Raw genomic sequence first — 18160 nt, 5'->3', positions numbered from 1 at the left:
TTATTCACTCTAAACACTCCTTTAGATTGGTATACTGATTATTCTTTTATAACCACAAGGTCATCTCCAAACATTTGGAGCGCCTCATCCACCCATGGTTCCTTGCTAGCCCCGCCCTCTTCGGGCCCGGGTTCTAGCTCAAAGGGCTCAGGCGACGGAGCCCCCGCCCCCTCAACAGCCTCATTCCAATCTTTCTGCATCATGCTGACAAGACGGAAAGGGCCTCCAAGCTGCTGTTCTAATATACGCTCGATGACTTCTTTGTTAGCCGGCTTCTCAGTTGTCTCCCGGTGAATATCATTCTTAAAAGCCACGAGTACATTGTTATCCAGTACAGAAACAGGCTCCCCATTCATAAACCACGCATGAATTGTAACCTTCTCTTCCTTCACACGCTGCAGGATCTGATTCCATTTATTCTGAATCGCAATAAATTCCGGTGAAGTGCGCTGGGCAATATACCGATCAATATTCGACGGAATCTTGGAAAGCGACGAGATTCTGGGTGCAGGAGATCTACTGGCTTGCGACCGGGGCGGGCCAGAGGAATCAGAGCTGCCTCCACCCGAGGAAATCCCATTCTTCAAGGCCTGATCCAGCTTCTTCTCAAGCTCCGATAACTGACGCTTAAGCTGCTGAACTTCGGAGGCATCTGCACTCTTGGCAGGAGCTGAGGCTTGGTCCGACAAGCTTAGCGTCTCTTCCTGGGTAATACTGCAAAGCTTAAGCAGTGCCACCTCAAAAAGCATTTGCGGCTGCGCCGCATACTTCATCTCGGTCTGATAATGGTTCAACGTGTCGATAATACCGAACAGCTGCGGCTTTGTAAAGGCTTTCGCCATTTCTTCAAAATCCCGTGCATCCAGAACCCGCTCAGTCATATGGCCGGCTTTGGGTACCATCTTAATCATCAACAGATCACGGAAGTAATAGAGAAGGTTCTCCATACATTTATCCGCACTCTTGCCCTCCTGCATAAATCCTTCAATCATCTGCAGCATCCCGCCGATATCCCCTCGCGAGAGCGCTTCTGCAAGATGGGCGAACTGACTCGACGGAATTCCTCCGGTCATGGCAAGCACTTGTTCATAAGAGACATGTCCATCGGTAAAAGATGAAATCTGGTCCAGTATGCTTAATGCATCCCGCATCCCGCCATCCGACAGCCGGGCAATATACTGGATGGCTTCATCATCGGCAGTGATATTCTCCTGAGCACAGATCAGCTTCAGCCTGTCGCTCTGCTCCTCCAGGGATACCCGGCGAAAATCGAAGCGCTGACAGCGCGAAATCACCGTAGCCGGAAGCCGATGCGGCTCAGTTGTAGCCAGAATAAACATCACATGCGGAGGCGGCTCTTCCAATGTCTTGAGCAGTGCATTGAACGCTTCCGTCGTCAGCATGTGAACCTCATCTATGATATACACCTTATGCCGGACTTCGGTTGGAGCATATTTCACTTTCTCTCGGAGATCCCGGATCTCTTCAACCCCCCGGTTGGAGGCCGCATCTATCTCGAGCACATCCATTACGGCACCTGCCGTAATGCGTCTGCAGGATTCACATTCATTACAAGGCTCGGCTGCAGGTCCATTCTCACAGTTCACAGCCTTGGCTAATATCTTCGCAGCACTTGTCTTCCCGGTTCCTCTTGGTCCACTGAACAAGTAGGCATGAGAAAGCCGGTTCTCCCGAATCGCATTCTGCAGCGTTCGGATAATATGCTGCTGGCCAACCATATCTTGAAACGACTGCGGCCGCCAAGCGCGGTACAGTGCGATATGTTCCACTTGCGGCACCTTCTTTCAGACTTCCCGTTAATTACGTATATCGCATACCTTTATTATACTATACTCCTTGAACGAGAAAAACTTTTTAATCCACGGAAAGCAGGTAAAAGCAAACAAAAAAACATCTCCGCCAGCAAAGGCAAAGATGTTCGTGTTAGTCATAAGGTGTACCGTGCACCTATTATTGATCATTGCGATCCAAGCGGCACCCTTGCAGATCAACTCGGGCTAGGCCACCCTCCGGCACAAGAGTGGGACTGCTTATGGCTGCTTCCTTCCGGACCTGACCAGGTTCACAGTTACTCATTGCGGAGGACCCAGCCGTCAACATTGACTGCAAGGACCAAACCTCACATCGACAAGACCTCTAATAGGAATTCAACCTCGCTACAGCGGATTGCGAGTTACAGGGCACCGCTACCTCCCCGTCTAGCACGGTGAAAATAAGTATATCTCAAGCTTGTACAAAATGCAAACGGTTGGAGGAAGTTAACAGATCAACCTGCCTAATCCTGAATGCAATCCTAACTATTTATACCAATTAGTGTAAATCTAGTGATATAATTTAGTAGAGTATAACAAGAAAGGTGGCTTTAATTCTATACTATGAATCCGTTCAAAAAATCCAAAGTTATTCTATGCCTTACCCTGGCTATTTCAGCGTTCGGCGGTCTTGGAGCATCAGGAGCTGGCACAGCCAGTGCAGCCGGTAAAGTAAATATTATTCTAGACGGTTACTCACTCCCTTTCCCAACCCAGCCGACTATTGTGAAAGGAACAACTCTCGTTCCATTTCGCGCGATCTCTGAGGCACTTGGAGTTACGGTGAATTGGGATGAGAAGACAAAGTCGATTACCGCGATCAAGAAGGCCAGCGGCGATACCAAGAAAGTAACGCTAACCCTTGGAAGCAAGTACGCTTCCGTTAATGGGCAGAAGACCGCCATCGCACTGCCTCCGCAGACGATTGGCGGCACCACAATGATCCCACTGAGCTTCTTCAGCCAGCAATTCGGGGCTGCAGTTAAATGGGACGGGCCAACCAACACGGTAACCATCGTATCGCCCAGGGAGAAGCTCTATACACTTGCGTTCTATGCAATTAACTCATTTAGCGAGTCCGCCTTGATTCCAGACTTTGATGCTGTGGGATTCGGATGGAGCCGAATCGATGCAACAGGGGCGTTCACCACATCAGGAACAGACTTCAAATGGCCTAAGCCGGCTGGCGAGGTCACACCTGAAAGTCTGGTTGCAGACACTTCTGCTGCAGGAACTTCTCCTTACCTGCTCGTCTACTCCGGTGACACCAAGGGAGAACTGACTAAAGTCGTAGAGGACGAAACCGCCCGGGAAAATGCACTTCGTCAAATCATAGACACCGCAGTCAAAAATCAATTTAAAGGTGTTCTCCTTGACCTAGAGGGACTCGGTCTGACAGGTGACGCCAAGACAGTACAGGCTTCATACAACAATTTGGTCAAAGAGGCTGCTGACGCCGCACACGCTGCCGGTCTAAAGCTATCTCTAGCCCTACCCCCGCTTAACGGAGCTTACCATGGTTACGACTATAAGAAGCTTGGGGAGCTGGCGGATGAATTGATTATCATGGCCTATGCTTACACTGACGAAAAGCTGCCCCAGCCACTGGATAGAATTGATGGTGCCATTAAGCTCGCACTGAAATCCGTCTCCAAGGATAAGCTTGTACTGGGCGTGAACTTGTACAGCGAGAACGAGAATACGGTAAATGCCAAGATCGGCCTTGCCAAGCGATACGGCCTCAAGGGAGTTGCCTTATGGAGGCTTGGATTCGGCAAACAGAACGTATGGAACAAAATCAACAAAACCATTGAGCTTAAAGGAAACTAATCCTTAGTAATCAATCTCCGTTTTTATGCCGATAGTTGAATTATTTATTCCTTATAAAACAAAGAAAAATCCCCTCTGACGCATCAGAGGGGATTTGCATATATCGATCAGGCTGCAGAGCAGCAGATCGTATTAGATTCCGTATTTCTTCTTAAATTTATCAACGCGGCCGCCGGCATCCAGGAATTTCTGTTTGCCTGTGAAGAACGGGTGGCAAGCGGAGCAAATTTCCACGCGAAGATCTTCTTGAACAGATCCAGTTTCGAACTTATTACCGCATGCGCAAGTAACAGTAGTCACGTGATATTTCGGTTGAATAGCTTGATTCATGACTTTCACCTCTTTCCGCCCTGAGTCTCATGCGTACCCAGAGTTATAATAACCAAATATGATTGTACCATAGTTATTCCACAAAGTGCAATTGCTTATTACGCGTTACCGACTCCGTTCTTGAACCGTCTCAGCTCAGCTGGCGGCACGTGGGAGTAAGAACCCATCACAACATCAGGAAGCTCCTCCTGGAATATCTCGATCGCCTGTTTCATACCCAGAATATCGCCCTTCGCCTTAGGGATGAGTCCGAGATAGCTCTCCGGATCAATGTTCAAGTTGCGCCACTGAATTAAGCGAAGTTTAGTGCGTCTAGCAAATTCAATCATGGCCTCAATCTCTTCTTCACGATCCGTAACCCCCGGGAAGATTAGATAATTGATCGAGGTGTAAACGCCCTGTTCCGAAGCATAACGGAGAGACTTCTCCACATTCGCTAGCGTATAGCCTCTTGGCTTGTAGTACGCATTATAGTGGTCATCCAAAGCGCTGATAGTGCTGACACGCATCAGATCCAGCCCTGCATCTACAATCCCCCGAATGTGGTCGCTCAGACCAGCATTCGTATTGATATTGATATAGCCCATATCTGTGACTTGGCGGACTTGGCGGATTGCATCAATAATCAATTTGGCCTGGGTCGAAGGCTCACCCTCGCACCCCTGCCCGAAGCTGATGATGGATTCAGGCGTCTTCAAATGCTCCAGCATCACTTCCACGATCTCCTCGGTCCGAGGACGGAAGTTCATCCGCGTCTGCGGAGAGACGAACCCGCTGTCATCCGGCTGCTCAGAGATACAGCCGAAGCATCCCGCATTACAGGAATAGGATACCGGAACGGCTCCCTCCCAGCGGTTCAGGAATGTGTTGGAGGCCGTCAGACACTCGTATCCCAGGGCACAATTAGACAGGTGATCATAGAGCCGATTCTCCGGATATTCCTCTCTCAGCCGCTTCACTTGGCTCTTAAGCTCCAGCGGGTCACAGTTCAGCGGATTCCATTTCTCCGGATCGTCTGTCAGGCGTGCGGTTACATAGAACTTCCCTTCGTTCCATACTACGGCGGAATAGCCGAACAAAGGAAGCTTATATTCCTTGTCCGTCTTCACATAACCAGGCAGGCATAGACGCGTGAAGCCCTGCGGAAGCAGCGCGCCTACAGCCTGAACATTACCCGGAAGCGACTGCATCTCTCCGCTCTCGGGATCAAGCCCTACCGGGCGGGTGCTCGGCAGACCGACCAATGTAGCTCCGTCAGGAAGAGGAATTAACTCATCTTCCATTATCTCAACAATCATATCCCCACTGCGGGCGAGCCCGTACAGGGTGGGATGATCGAATACATTTCCTTGTTCATCTGCGTATACCAAATACATGTTGTTCTCCTCTTTGCTTAGTAGTCTATAGTAAGTCAGGCTGCCAAGCTGTGTGTTAGGTGCTTAAAGGGGACGGCGCCTGACGGCTCGCACGGCGCGGGCTAGTGCTGCCGGATGCTGCCTGCGCCGGGGTGCTGCCAGCAGTATCAAAGGACGCCAGGAACTCGGCGTTGGTCTTGGAGTCACGCAGCTTCTTGAGGAAGCCCTCCACAAAGTCGTAGCTCTCATTCATATTCTTGCGAATAGACCAGATTGTATCCAGTTCTTCCTTGGTCAGGAGCACTTCCTCGCGGCGGGTACCCGAGCGGCGGATATCAATCGCCGGGAAGATGCGCCGTTCAGCCAGCTTCCGGTCCAGATGCAGCTCCATGTTCCCTGTGCCTTTAAATTCTTCATAAATAATGTCATCCATCCGCGAACCCGTATCCACCAGCGCGGTAGCCAGAATCGTCAAGCTGCCGCCTTCCTCCACATTCCGTGCCGATCCGAAGAACCGCTTCGGACGGTGGAAGGCTGCCGGATCGATACCCCCGCTGAGCGTCCGCCCGGATGGCGGAACGACTAGGTTGTATGCGCGGGCAAGCCGGGTAATACTGTCCATAAGAATGACTACGTCCTTCTTGTGCTCGACCAGGCGCAGTGCACGCTGCAGCACCAGCTCAGCGACCTTGATATGGTTCTCCGGCAGTTCGTCGAAGGTGGAGGCGATAACCTCCCCTTTTACCGAACGCTGCATATCCGTAACTTCTTCAGGGCGCTCATCAATAAGCAGTACAAACAGCGAAATATCCGGGTTATTCATCGAGATGCTGTTCGCAATCTCCTTCAGCAGCAAGGTCTTACCAGCTTTGGGTGGAGCCACGATCAGTCCGCGCTGTCCAAGTCCGACGGGTGCAAGCAGATCCATAATCCGGGTGGACAAGGATGTAGGCGAGGTCTCGAGTGACAGCTTAGTCTGCGGATATAGCGGCGTTAATGCCGGGAAATGCAGACGTTCTGAAGCCTGGGCCGGGTCCTCACCATTCACAGCATTGACCTGAAGCAGGCCAAAGTAACGCTCATTCTCCTTAGGAGTACGGCATTTACCCGATACCAGGTCACCGGTCCGCAGATCAAACTTCCGGATCTGGGAAGCCGAAATATAAATATCCTCCGTACTCGGCAGATAGTTGATGGGGCGCAGGAATCCGTATCCTTCCGGCAAAATCTCAAGCACGCCCTCCATGAACATCAGACCGCTTTGCTCAGCTTGAGCGCGTAATATAGCAAAAATCAATTCTTTCTTCTTTAGCTGTCCGTAATACGGGATTTGGTACTGCTTGGCAAGCTTGTACAAATCGGTCAGCTTCTTTTCTTCCAAATCAGCAATTTGAAGATCCATGTAATTAACCACCTATTCAATTTATAATTCAATGTTGGGTCGGGAGTGAAAGACAAGAAAATACAGCCGTAGTAAACACACGAGGGTAAGATGAAGTTCCAATCTGAAGAGATGGAGCAATAATCTATGAAAGCCGTAAATCTATAATTACCATCTTAAGAGTTATAGAATAGTTATACCCGTAGTGGGGGGAGTTATGCGGACAAGAACAAAAATCTTCCATAGAGGGGTTATACTGAGGCAATCAGCCGGAGCAGCATGTCACAAGACCGCCGCCCCTGTTGATTCCTTCCACTATTCCTTTTGAATTATGCCCGGAGACTAACACGGGATCTACTCTGTCTGCCGCCAAACATCTGCACCGAGATCACGCAGATTCGTGACAAGATGATCATATCCCCGATCAATAAATTCAACACCGGTGACTTCAGTGATGCCTTCCTCTACCGTAAGTCCGGCAATGACCAGCGCCGCACCCGCTCTCAGGTCAGACGCTTTCACCTTGGCCGCGTTAAGCTTGCCGCCTTCAATGATCGCTGATCTGCCCTCAACCCGGATCTTGGCGCCCATACGCACAAGCTCAGGAACGTGCTTGAAGCGGTTGCTGTATACAAAATCGCTAAGCACGCTGACTCCTTCTGTCTGGGTCAACAGACTTGTCATAGGAGACTGCATGTCCGTAGGAAAACCAGGGTATACCAGGGCTTTCACATCCACATGCCCGTAAGAGGCAGCGCCAATTACACGGATAGATTCATCCAGTTCCTCAACTGTAACGCCCATTTCAATCAGTTTGGCAGTTAGGGCTTCCAAATGCTTAGGAATAACATTATCAATAAGAACATTGCCACGAGTGGCCGCAGCCGCAATCATATAAGTCCCCGCCTGAATCCGGTCAGGTATAATCGAATGCCGGCATCCATGCATCTCCCGGACTCCCTCAATACGGATTGTCTCGGTTCCGGCTCCTTTAATAATCGCACCCATGGAATTCAGAAGAGTAGCCACGTCTATAATTTCAGGTTCTTTGGCCGCATTCTCAATAATAGTGGATCCCTTGGCTCTGGCCGCGGCCAGCATAATATTAATGGTAGCACCCACACTCGATACATCGAGGTAAATCTTCGCCCCGATCAGTTCCTTGGCATATAAATGGATTGCTCCATGTTCATTGGTTACTGTAGCGCCGAGCGCTTCAAAGCCCTTGATATGCTGGTCAATCGGACGGGGTTCAAAGTTGCAACCTCCTGGAAGCCCAATCGTCGCTTCGCCAAACCGGCCAAGCAGAGCTCCCATCATATAGTACGAAGCCCGTAGTTTCTTCACAGGCCCATTCGGCATAGGAATAGATATAATCGTGCTTGGGTCAATCTTGATCTGATTGTCGGACCAAGTTACACTTGCACCCAAATCTTCGAGAATTTCAGTAAATACAGCTACATCGCTAAGTTCTGGCAAATTGTCCAGAACGACTTCCGACTCAGCCAAAATAGATGCCGGCAAAAGCGCAATCGCACTGTTCTTGGCCCCGCTGATCTGAACGGTTCCCTTAAGCGGGCGTCCGCCGCTGATCATTAATTTTTCCATCAAAGTGAGGTTCCTCCTGCAGGTCAAATAATTCTGACAATTCCTTTCCATAATACCACTTCTGCCTCATAAAAGCACCTTTGTCTATATTGCACGCAAAAAAGAGGAACTCCGCTAGAGCGGAATCCCTCTTCTTAATTGTAAGGTTATATTAAGCTTTGTTGTTGGAACCGAACTCGCGGATCTTACCGATTACGGTTTGTTTGATCGCTTCGCGGCCTGGTACGATATATGTACGCGGGTCGTAAGCTTCCTGCTTAGCGGCAAGCACTTCGCGAACTGCTTTGGTGAATTCAATTTGGTTCTCGGTATTCACGTTGATCTTGGAAGTACCCAGGGATACAGCTTTCTTGATGTCATGAGTAGGAATACCTGTACCACCGTGAAGAACCAGTGGAAGGTTAACCGCGTTGCGGATTTCTTCCATCTCAGCGAAACCAAGATTCGGCTCACCTTTGTAAGGTCCGTGTACAGATCCGAGTGCTGGAGCCAGAGTATCAATGCCAGTCTCTTTAACGATACGTACGCAGTCGTCAAGCTTAGCATACATTACATCAGCGACAACATCGTCTTCTTGTCCGCCTACAAGACCAACTTCAGCCTCAACGGAAACCCCTTTGGAGTGTGCATATTCAACAACTTTCTTAGTTGTCTCGATGTTATGCTCGATCGTACCATGAGAAGCATCGATCATTACGGAAGTGAAGCCAGCGTCGATCGCTTCTTTACACTTGTCAAAGCTGGATCCATGGTCAAGATGGATAGCTACAGGTACGGTAATCTTCATGTCTTGAATAAGGCCTTCTACCATCTTCACAACTGTGTAGAAACCGCTCATGTGACGTGCAGCGCCTTCGGATACGCCAAGGATAACTGGTGACTTCTCTTCTTCTGCAGCAGCCAGAATCGCTTGGGTCCACTCAAGGTTGTTAATGTTGTATTGTCCTACAGCATATTTCCCCTCGAGCGCTTTGTTCAACATTTCTTTCATGGATACTAATGGCATGGTTCGTCCTCCTAAAAGTTGGCTATATATCTTATTACCCGATTCTCACACCTACATATTATACCACATAACCGACAAAATACTAACCACCTTTGAAGTCTAATCGTGACAAAAAAAGGACTCCATTAAGGAGTCCCTAAATCATTGCGCCGCCCTTCAGCTGCATATTGACGGCCATGCGCATCTCATCAATATCAAATGGCTTCGTAAAATGCATCAAAGCGCCAAGCTCTGTCGCTTCCTTGATCATGTCAAGCTCACCATAGGCGGTCATCATAATGACCTTGATGTCTTGATTCACCGCTTTGATATGCTTCAAAATCTCCAATCCGTCCATCCCCGGGATCTTCATATCCAGCAGTACCAGATCCGGTGATTCACTGCGCACGATCTCTAAAGCGAGCTTGCCATTTGCTGCTTGATACGTTGTATAGCCTTCACTACTGAATACTTCCATCAGCAAAATCCGGATACCATTCTGGTCATCAACGATCAGAAGCTTCTTATCCATTACAACTCAACCCTCCCGAAATCCTCTAATCATCTTGAAATACCGCCGCCGCAGGCAGTCTGATGTGTTAGATATTCGCCTAAGAATTTGAAAATCCTGCTAATTTCGGGAATCAATTTATGATTATTAAAAACATTTGATACAGGCTTAAGAAATATGGGTAATAGAAGCTTTGACAAACTCACGGAACAAAGGCTGTGGACGATTCGGACGAGACGTAAATTCCGGATGGAATTGTACGGCCAGGAACCAAGGATGATCCGGGCACTCTACAATCTCAACCAGACGGCCATCCGGTGAAGTTCCCGAAATCCGCAAGCCTGCCTTCTCAATCACTTCACGATAAGCGTTGTTAAATTCATACCGGTGACGGTGTCTTTCATATACCAGCTCGTCGTTATAGCACTGCTCTGCAAGAGAGCCTGGCGCAAGCTTACAAGGGTATAGACCCAGACGCATAGTTCCACCTAAGTCTTCAATATCCTTCTGCTCTGGAAGCAGATCGATCACCGGATATTCTGTAGCCGGATTAATCTCGGAACTGTTCGCGCCATTGAGACCCGCCAGAGAACGGGCATGTTCGATGACAGCAACCTGCATCCCGAGGCAGATGCCGAAGAATGGAATCTTCTTCTCACGAGCATAACGGATCGTGCTGACTTTACCTTCAATTCCGCGGTCACCGAAGCCGCCAGGAACGAGGATACCGCCAACACCGCCGAGCATCTCTTCCACATTCTCATCTGTAACCTCTTCCGCATGTACCCAGCGGATCTTCACGTCCGCATTGGAATCAAAGCCAGCATGGGAAAGAGACTCGACCACACTGAGGTAAGCATCGTGCAGGGCTACGTATTTACCCACGATAGCGATCTCTACGGTCTTCTCAAGCTTGTTAATCCGGTTAACCAAGCCTTCCCACTCGGTCATGTCCGGAGCCGGAGTAGTCAGCTTCAAGTGGTTAACTACGATCTCATCCAGTCCTTCTTCACGAAGGTTCAAAGGCACCTGGTAGAGCGTATCCGCATCACGGCACTCTACTACCGCACTCGCATCGATATCACAGAAGAGGGCGATTTTGGCTTTCATGTCATCAGAAAGCTCATGTTCTGTACGGCAAACGATCACATTCGGCTGAATCCCGATACTGCGAAGCTCCTTGACACTGTGCTGAGTCGGCTTGGTCTTCACTTCACCGGCAGCCTTGATATAAGGAATCAGGGTCACGTGGATATACATCACGTTCTCGCGGCCAATATCACTCTTGATCTGGCGGATGGCTTCCAGGAACGGCAGACTTTCAATATCCCCAACCGTGCCGCCGATCTCTGTAATTACAACATCCGAACCGGCTTCACGGCCTGCACGGTATACGCGTTCTTTGATCTCATTCGTGATGTGAGGAATAACCTGAACCGTGCCGCCAAGATACTCACCGCGGCGCTCTTTGCTAATGACCGAGGAATAGACCTTACCGGTCGTTACGTTACTGTTCTTTGATAGGTTGATATCAATGAAGCGTTCATAGTGGCCAAGGTCAAGATCCGTCTCGGCTCCGTCATCGGTAACGAATACCTCGCCGTGCTGGTAAGGACTCATTGTCCCCGGGTCTACGTTGATATAAGGGTCGAATTTCTGGATTGTAACCTTCAAACCTCTGTTCTTAAGCAGTCTTCCGAGGGAAGCGGCAGTAATCCCTTTGCCCAGGGAAGAGACTACACCCCCGGTTACGAAAATATATTTTGTCACAGTCTTAAAACCTCCTATAAGTAGTCCAGTAAGTAGTCCAGAAACCCTTGAAGCTTGTGCAGAAAAACGATCAGTTTCCAATATAGCGTAACCCAATGGGATAGATATCACCCTCAAAAAGGCACGTAAAAAAACAAAAAAAGTGACACCCGAACAAGACGGGGCACTTTTTAAAATTGGCATATTTATAGGTCTGAATCATAAGCCCAAGCAATAGTTTACCTGTAACCGCCCCCCCTGTCAAGTAAGGCACAGAGCGATTATAAGAACATTCCGTACAGGGCTTACTGCCTAAGGAGACTACTTCTCTTCGAGGTCGTCCTCTTCATCTGCATCATCGGAATCCTCGGAGTCTTCGTCCTCATCTTCATCCAAGTCTTCATCATCCAGAATCTCTTCGTCTTCCACATCGGCGTCATCATCATCTTCATCCGGGAACAGCTCATCTTCACCGTCTTCGTCAACGGCTTCGTAATCATCGTCATCATCGGATGCGTAGGTCTCTTCCTCTTCAACGAAGTCATCATCATCATCGTCTTCATCGTTAATAATGCGCGGACGCTTGGCATTAGCTACCGGATCCTCGGAACGCTCGATTGGATACCAGCGCTTAAGCCCCCAAAGATTCGTACCTACGCAGGCAAAACGGCCGTCGATATTAATCTCAGTATATAACTGGGCAATAGCATCATTAATTTCGGCTTCCGACATGCCGCGAAGCTTAGCTACCTCATTCATCAAATCACGGTAGTAGTATGGCGTATTCGCCGCTTTCAAGATCATAAAGGCCAAGTCGACCATCGGAATTTCGTGCACTTTCTCCGGATCAAACTTCAAATTGAGCGGTGTACTCACTTACACACGTCCTCTCACACAATGTTTCAAGCAGAAGATGGAGGGGAACCCCCATTCATCCATTCTGTTCTTTATCACACATAAGTAAAACCTATTTGGCAGCAAAATGCAAGTTTATTTAGGCGAATTCATTCCGCTAATGACAAAGGAATGGAGCGGCTTGTCCATAAGCTGTGAATTAAAGCTCAAGGAAAAGACGGAGAGCAGCGCTCCCCGCCTTTTTGACTGTATCCGCTCTCTGAAGATTTACTTACAGTCTTCAGAAATCGCAAGCTGAAAGCCGATTCAGGCTCTCTTCACATCCTATGTTCATCCTCTGCTTTTGACACGGGAGATTACGCCTATCTTCAAATAAATATCCCCCCTGCCTATTTCCCGGTATATGGGGCACGGTCCCACTCCTGTCCGCGAGCGTGTTCATACAATACTCTACATCACGCTTGTGTCAGGAGGGGCTGCTCGCAATGGATTATGCCCGATTCCTTAATTTTATTCAGGAAAAAACAGCGTCTGCAGTACAAAAGGAGCTGCGGACCATTATCCGCTTTACCCGTCCGGCAGCTTATCAGGAATGCCTTAAGCAGCTTAACCGGATGAAGCGTTCATTCCCTCAAATGCGTCTTATCCGCAGTTCTTCCCTGCTGCATGCCTTGATCTGTCCATTCTCCCTCGCAGACCTTCCCCAGAGCTGCCGGAAGGGCCTTATTTTGGAACGAGATGCCCAAATTACCGTCCATGCGGTACCGGCCAGCGGCATGGTGAATACTCCCGAGATTCCTTGGGGTGTCCGTCATATTCAGGCCCCTGACGTCTGGTCCTCTTCAACCGGTTACCAGGTACGTATCGGGGTCATTGATACGGGTGCTGACTTCAGCCATCCCGACCTTCGCCACTCTCTGGCCAGAGGTGTTAATCTCCTTAACCCGAACATGCTTCCCCATGATGATAACGGCCATGGCACCCATATCACAGGGACTATTGCAGGTGCCGGAAGTATGCATGGAATTCTGGGCGTTGCCCCTCGGGCCACGATCTATCCGGTTAAAGCTTTTGATCACAATGGAGCCGCCTATGTATCGGACATCATCATGGGGATTGATTGGTGTGTCCGAAATCAAGTGGATATTATTAATATGAGCTTTGGCATGAAGTCCAAGAACAAATCTCTGTTCAATGTCGTCAATAAAGCACTTCAGGCCGGCGTGGTGGTTGTTGCCTCTGCCGGCAATGACAACAAGAGCCGCAGCGTAGATTATCCTGCCCGCTATCCGCAGACCATCTCCGTAGGCGCTACCGACCGCACCCGGAGGATCGCCCGCTTCAGCAACAGCGGCCCCCATGTCGATATCTATGCACCCGGCGAGAAGATCAATTCTTCCTGGATCGGAGGCAGACACAAAGAGATGAACGGCACCTCGATGGCCACATCGCATGTCAGCGGCTCCATCGCGCTGCTGCTCGCTCTCCGTCCGGGCCTTGCACCGGCGGAGATCAAGCAGCTGCTGCGCAAAAGCGCCCGGCCGGTGCTCTCGGCCAGGAAGCGCTCCTCCCGCGGGGGGCTGGCGCCCGCGGAAGTGAATGCGCTGCGGCTGATCAAGCGGGGGGCTCCTTGACCCCCGCCTTGGGGCGCGGGGCGTGCGGGACGCGGGCACGGTGTGTGAAGCGCGGGTGTGGAACGCGGGTACGGAGCGTTAGCGCGGAGCACGGCATCGTGCGCGGGTGCGGAATGCGGATGGCACTGAGCTCGGCTCCGTTTTAGAAGCACAGCAAGGCCCCGCCCGGGAGTTCCGGGGCGGGGCCTTGCTTGTTGTTGCGGCGGTGTACCGGCTACATGCGGTCTGGGGCTTCTACGCCGATGAGCGCGAGTACGCGCGCGATCACGCGGCGGGTAGCGCCGAGCAGCACGAGGCGCGCGGCAGTCTGATGCGCGTCTTCGGTGATGACGCGCTCGGCTCTGTAGTAGCTGTGGAACAAGGACGCGAGCTCATACACGTAACGCACCAGGCGGTGCGGCGCAAAGTTATTCGCTGCGGTCTCAATCTCCTCAGGCAGCTCGCCAATCTTGCGGAGCAGGGCATATTCATGCTCGGCGGTCAGCTTCGTCAGGTCGGCATCCGCCGGAGCCGGAATTGCGATCCCCTGCTCTTCAGCCTGACGGAAGATGCTGCAGATCCGCGCATGTGCATACTGCACGTAATAGACTGGGTTCTCGTTGGACGTGGATACCGCCAGGTCCATATCGAAGTCTAGATGCGAGTCCATGCTGCGCATCGTGAAGAAGTAGCGAATAGCGTCCACGCCCACCTCGTCCATAAGATCAACCATCGTAACAGCTTTACCTGTCCGCTTGGACATTTTCACCTTCTCGCCATCCTGGAACAGGCTGACCATTTGAGCAATCAGAACCGTAAGCTTGTCCGGATCGTTGCCCAGGCCTGCCATAGCGGCTTTAAGACGCGGAATATAGCCGTGATGATCGGCTCCAAAAATATTAATCATGCGGTCATAGCCGCGATTGAACTTGTTGCGGTGATAAGAGATATCCGGCGTAAGGTACGTATAGGTGCCGTCATTCTTAACGAGTACACGATCTTTGTCATCGCCGTAATCGGTCGTTCTGAGCCAGGTAGCTCCATCGAGGTCATATGTCTGGCCCTTGTCCTTAAGCTCTTGAAGAGAAGCCTCAACCTGGCCGTTCTCATAAAGGGAGGTCTCGCTGAACCAGCTGTCAAAATGAACCCGGAATCGGCCCAGGTCACGCTTGATCTTAGCCAGCTCTTTGTCCAGACCATATTTGCGCAGGAATGCCGCACGTTCACCCGGTGTGCGGGAGAGAAGGGAATCCCCTTGCTCGGCCACGAGTTCTTTGGCGAAGCCCTTAATGTCTTCGCCATGGTAGCCGTCTTCAGGCATCTCGGCAGGCTGTCCAAGCTCCTGTAAGTAGCGGGCTTCAATGGACTTCGCCAGGTTATTAACCTGGTTACCGGCATCGTTAATATAATATTCGCGGGTTACGTCATATCCGGCATGGCTCAGCAGATTGCACAGCGCATCGCCTACGGCTGCACCGCGTGCATGTCCGAGATGCAGGCTGCCTGTCGGATTCGCACTGACGAATTCGACCTGGATCTTCTGACCTTGGCCAAGATTAATCCGGCCATAGTCATCTCCCTGCGCATAGACCTGCTCAAGCACAGGGTACAGGTAGCTCTTGGTCAGGGTAAAGTTGATGAACCCCGGACCCGCAATTTCGGCCTTTTCGATCGAAGCACTGCTGTAGTCCAGATTCTCAAGAATAGCCTCAGCAATCTGGCGCGGATTCTTCTTCGCAATCTTGGTCAGCTGCATCGCCGCATTCGTGGCCAGATCCCCATGGGTCTTCTCCTTGGGCACTTCGAGCTTAATCGCAGGAATCTCTTCCTTGGCAGCAAGTCCTGCAGCCAGGATGGCCGCCGTGATCGCTTCCTCAACCTTCTGGTTAATTTCCTCTAATGGATTGTGTGTCATTTCAAGCTTCCTCCTGTATATGTAAACTGATGTCGAACTGTCCAGCTAATTCATCATAGACATATAAATCGTACTTCCACTTGGCGGTCCCGGATAGTCCGTCCAGATCCAAGTTAAGACTTTGGGTCTCCGTTGACAAGTTAAAAGATGTGTATGGCGCCCGGTAATAACCTGGAAGCCGGCGTCCCGCCTGAAAGGTCTGCGACGATTCAACCGTACCGTGCCGAATGAGCTTGAGCTCGCCTGGGGTTATTTTGACGGTAGCCCGAGTAACTTCTTCACCTGCCTGTCCCTCGCCTCGTTCTTCATATTTGAGATAGATCGCACCGCCTGCGCTGAATACCTGGCCCTGGTAGCTCTGAACCGTCTCAGTCCCATCCTGCAGGCTTGTCAATGTAATAGACGCGGGTTTGTAGTCCGGCATGATCATGGCTCCAATCTGTTCTATCTATTGTACTATATGGCCTCAGCTAAAGAAACGTGGACTTCACACTTCTCAGCCTAAGTCATAGTTCATTCCATATACTATAGCCAGTTCGTCAGCACAGTTCAATGGGATAGGTGGATTTTATGTGCACATACAGGTATAAAAGGGCAACAGAAAAGCCCCCTTATCATGAAGGAGGACTTCTTGCTATCCGCGGGTGGATTTGAAATATTGTTGTAAACGGAGATGCTGGTAAGGACGTAGCTGTACCGAAAATAAAAATGGCGACGTTAGATTAACGTCGCCATTTGGCTGTGGACTCATAGCCGAAATATGTACCAATACTTAGTATCTAGGTAGAATCGAAGCAATAATAGCGCCAACGATTAAGAACAAGACAACATAAATACCAATTCCGATAAGAGCTATCAACAATGCCGCCCTAGAGTAATTCTTCTTGTTTGGACTGATATTACCTCCACCAAAAGCCCATACAAACAACAAAATTACATTAACAACGGGGATGGCAAGTAAAAGCAAGGTTCCCACCCATTGCTTTACACTCATTATATCCAGTGAATGGGATGTGTATGTAGCCCTCTCCTGAGTACCTGCAAACTGTGTCTCCAATATTCTCCTCTTCCTTCCTGATATCTGCTTAAAATTACATATATCTCCAAAGTACAAGGAATTTAGACCCATGTCAACACAATTCCACCTTCTAAACAAGACAAAAGAACTACCTACAATTCCTGAACTTTAGCTCTCCAACCAATAAATTTAGGATTTAAAGCCCGATAAACGTATATTTGCATGTGGAGAGCATAAAAAAACACCCTGTTCCTAAGCCCGGGTAGGTCTTTGAACAGGGTGCTCTTCCTTAAAACTGTATTTACTATTTCACAAAACCAAGCAGCATTTCGCGAATCAGCTTGGCAGCGACAATTTGAGTCTGTTCTGTTGGATCGTAGATCGGTGCAACTTCCACGAGGTCGCAGCCCACTACGTTCACATCAGAGCCTGCAATCAAATGCACGGCTTCAAGCAGCTCTTTGGATGTAATCCCGCCAGCTTCCGCAGTACCGGTACCCGGTGCAGCAGAAGGATCGAGCACGTCAATATCTATGGTTACATAGACAGGACGACGGCCAATCTTAGGCAAGGCCTGCTTAAGCGGAGCGGCAACTTCAAACGGATAGAAGTTGATGTTCTCGCGCGCATACAGGAACTCTTCCTTGGAGCCGGAACGGATTCCGAACTGGTAGATATTCTTCCCGCCCATAAGCTCCGCGGCTTTGCGAACCGGCGTCGAGTGGGACAGAGGCTCGCCTTCATAGTTCTCGCGCAGGTCTGCATGCGCATCGATATGAATGAGCGCCAGGTCCGGATACTTGGCGTATACTTCCTGGAAGATCGGCCAGGAGACGAGATGCTCGCCGCCAAGACCGATCGGGAATTTGCCGTCGTCTAGCAGGCCGCGCACATATTCCCCGATAACCTCAAGGCTGCGGGCTGCATTGCCGAAAGGCAGCAGCAGATCGCCTGCATCGAAATAGGTCATGTCGACGATGCTTTTATCCAGGTATGGGCTGTATTCTTCAAGGCCCACTGAAGCTTGGCGAATACGGGCAGGACCGAACCGGGAACCCGGACGGTAGCTGACCGTAAAGTCCATCGGCATCCCGTAGATAACCGCTTTGGACTCTTCGTAATTGTCGGAGCTGCAGATGAATACGTTGCCGGAATAGGCTTGATCCAATTTCATATGA

16 protein-coding genes and 1 other RNA gene (1 of these 17 cut by a window edge) are annotated in these 18160 nt (G+C 50.1%); 2 read left to right on the top strand and 15 right to left on the bottom strand.

Going from position 1 to position 18160, the window contains the following annotated elements; genetic code table 11:
- The 3 genes from ACEN86_RS00855 to ffs form a co-directional block, all read right to left on the bottom strand.
- Positions 1–8: the 5' end (the start) of a YbaB/EbfC family nucleoid-associated protein gene (locus ACEN86_RS00855; protein WP_495632527.1), read on the bottom strand. It extends 304 nt beyond the left edge of the window; 8 of the gene's 312 nt are visible here — the first part of the coding sequence; the start codon lies at positions 6–8; the stop codon falls past the left edge of the window.
- 30 nt (positions 9–38) lie between these two features.
- Positions 39–1790 carry a DNA polymerase III subunit gamma/tau gene (dnaX, locus tag ACEN86_RS00850; RefSeq protein ID WP_495632526.1) on the bottom strand — a complete coding sequence of 584 codons (1752 nt, stop codon included), beginning with the start codon at positions 1788–1790 and terminating at the stop codon, positions 39–41.
- Positions 1791–1960: 170 nt separating this feature from the next.
- An RNA gene (ffs, locus tag ACEN86_RS00845) (signal recognition particle sRNA large type) lies at positions 1961–2228 on the bottom strand.
- Positions 2229–2396: 168 nt separating this feature from the next.
- On the opposite strand from ffs, the gene ACEN86_RS00840 reads away from it, so the two are divergent.
- Complete coding sequence (locus tag ACEN86_RS00840) at positions 2397–3662, top strand: stalk domain-containing protein (protein ID WP_495632525.1); 1266 nt, start codon at positions 2397–2399, stop codon at positions 3660–3662.
- 132 nt (positions 3663–3794) lie between these two features.
- Here the strand turns inward: ACEN86_RS00840 and rpmE are convergent, their stop codons facing one another.
- From rpmE to rpoE, 8 genes are all read right to left on the bottom strand, one after another.
- A complete protein-coding gene (rpmE, locus tag ACEN86_RS00835; protein WP_127200733.1) occupies positions 3795–3992 on the bottom strand; it encodes a 50S ribosomal protein L31 in 198 nt (65 codons plus the stop codon).
- Positions 3993–4090: 98 nt separating this feature from the next.
- Positions 4091–5368, bottom strand: coding sequence for a radical SAM family protein (locus ACEN86_RS00830; protein ID WP_495632524.1), 1278 nt, complete (start codon positions 5366–5368; stop codon positions 4091–4093).
- Between the two features lie 55 nt (positions 5369–5423).
- Entirely contained in the window at positions 5424–6749 is a 1326-nt protein-coding gene (rho, locus tag ACEN86_RS00825) for a transcription termination factor Rho (protein ID WP_495632523.1), read from the bottom strand.
- 333 nt (positions 6750–7082) lie between these two features.
- Positions 7083–8336 (bottom strand): UDP-N-acetylglucosamine 1-carboxyvinyltransferase, encoded by a 1254-nt coding sequence (murA, locus tag ACEN86_RS00820; RefSeq protein WP_495632522.1) that lies wholly within the window; start codon positions 8334–8336, stop codon positions 7083–7085.
- A gap of 151 nt (positions 8337–8487) precedes the next feature.
- Positions 8488–9342: a class II fructose-1,6-bisphosphate aldolase gene (gene fba / locus ACEN86_RS00815; protein ID WP_495632521.1), complete on the bottom strand. Its 855-nt coding sequence runs from the start codon at positions 9340–9342 to the stop codon at positions 8488–8490.
- 136 nt (positions 9343–9478) lie between these two features.
- Positions 9479–9853, bottom strand: a complete 375-nt coding sequence (locus ACEN86_RS00810) for a response regulator (RefSeq protein WP_495632520.1) — start codon at positions 9851–9853, stop codon at positions 9479–9481.
- Between the two features lie 147 nt (positions 9854–10000).
- Positions 10001–11602 (bottom strand): CTP synthase, encoded by a 1602-nt coding sequence (gene pyrG, locus ACEN86_RS00805; protein WP_495632519.1) that lies wholly within the window; start codon positions 11600–11602, stop codon positions 10001–10003.
- A gap of 300 nt (positions 11603–11902) precedes the next feature.
- Positions 11903–12457 (bottom strand): DNA-directed RNA polymerase subunit delta, encoded by a 555-nt coding sequence (gene rpoE / locus ACEN86_RS00800; protein ID WP_495632518.1) that lies wholly within the window; start codon positions 12455–12457, stop codon positions 11903–11905.
- A 464-nt stretch (positions 12458–12921) separates the two neighbouring features.
- Here rpoE and ACEN86_RS00795 point away from each other — a divergent pair, with 464 nt between their 5' ends.
- On the top strand, positions 12922–14070 hold the full coding sequence (locus ACEN86_RS00795) for a S8 family peptidase (protein WP_495632517.1): 1149 nt from the start codon (positions 12922–12924) through the stop codon (positions 14068–14070).
- Positions 14071–14284: 214 nt separating this feature from the next.
- Here ACEN86_RS00795 and argS read toward each other — a convergent pair whose 3' ends face one another.
- The 4 genes from argS to speB form a co-directional block, all read right to left on the bottom strand.
- On the bottom strand, positions 14285–15964 hold the full coding sequence (argS, locus tag ACEN86_RS00790; RefSeq protein ID WP_495632516.1) for an arginine--tRNA ligase: 1680 nt from the start codon (positions 15962–15964) through the stop codon (positions 14285–14287).
- Between the two features lies 1 nt (position 15965).
- Entirely contained in the window at positions 15966–16388 is a 423-nt protein-coding gene (locus ACEN86_RS00785) for a YwiB family protein (protein ID WP_495632515.1), read from the bottom strand.
- Positions 16389–16736: 348 nt separating this feature from the next.
- A complete protein-coding gene (locus ACEN86_RS00780; protein WP_495632514.1) occupies positions 16737–17093 on the bottom strand; it encodes a hypothetical protein in 357 nt (118 codons plus the stop codon).
- A 193-nt stretch (positions 17094–17286) separates the two neighbouring features.
- Positions 17287–18156, bottom strand: a complete 870-nt coding sequence (gene speB / locus ACEN86_RS00775) for an agmatinase (RefSeq protein ID WP_495632513.1) — start codon at positions 18154–18156, stop codon at positions 17287–17289.
- Positions 18157–18160: the final 4 nt, after the last annotated feature.

The organism is Paenibacillus sp. Paensp111 (genome assembly GCF_059492195.1).
Note: the sequence above shows the minus strand (reverse complement) of the source record. Positions and strands in the feature narration are given on the sequence as shown.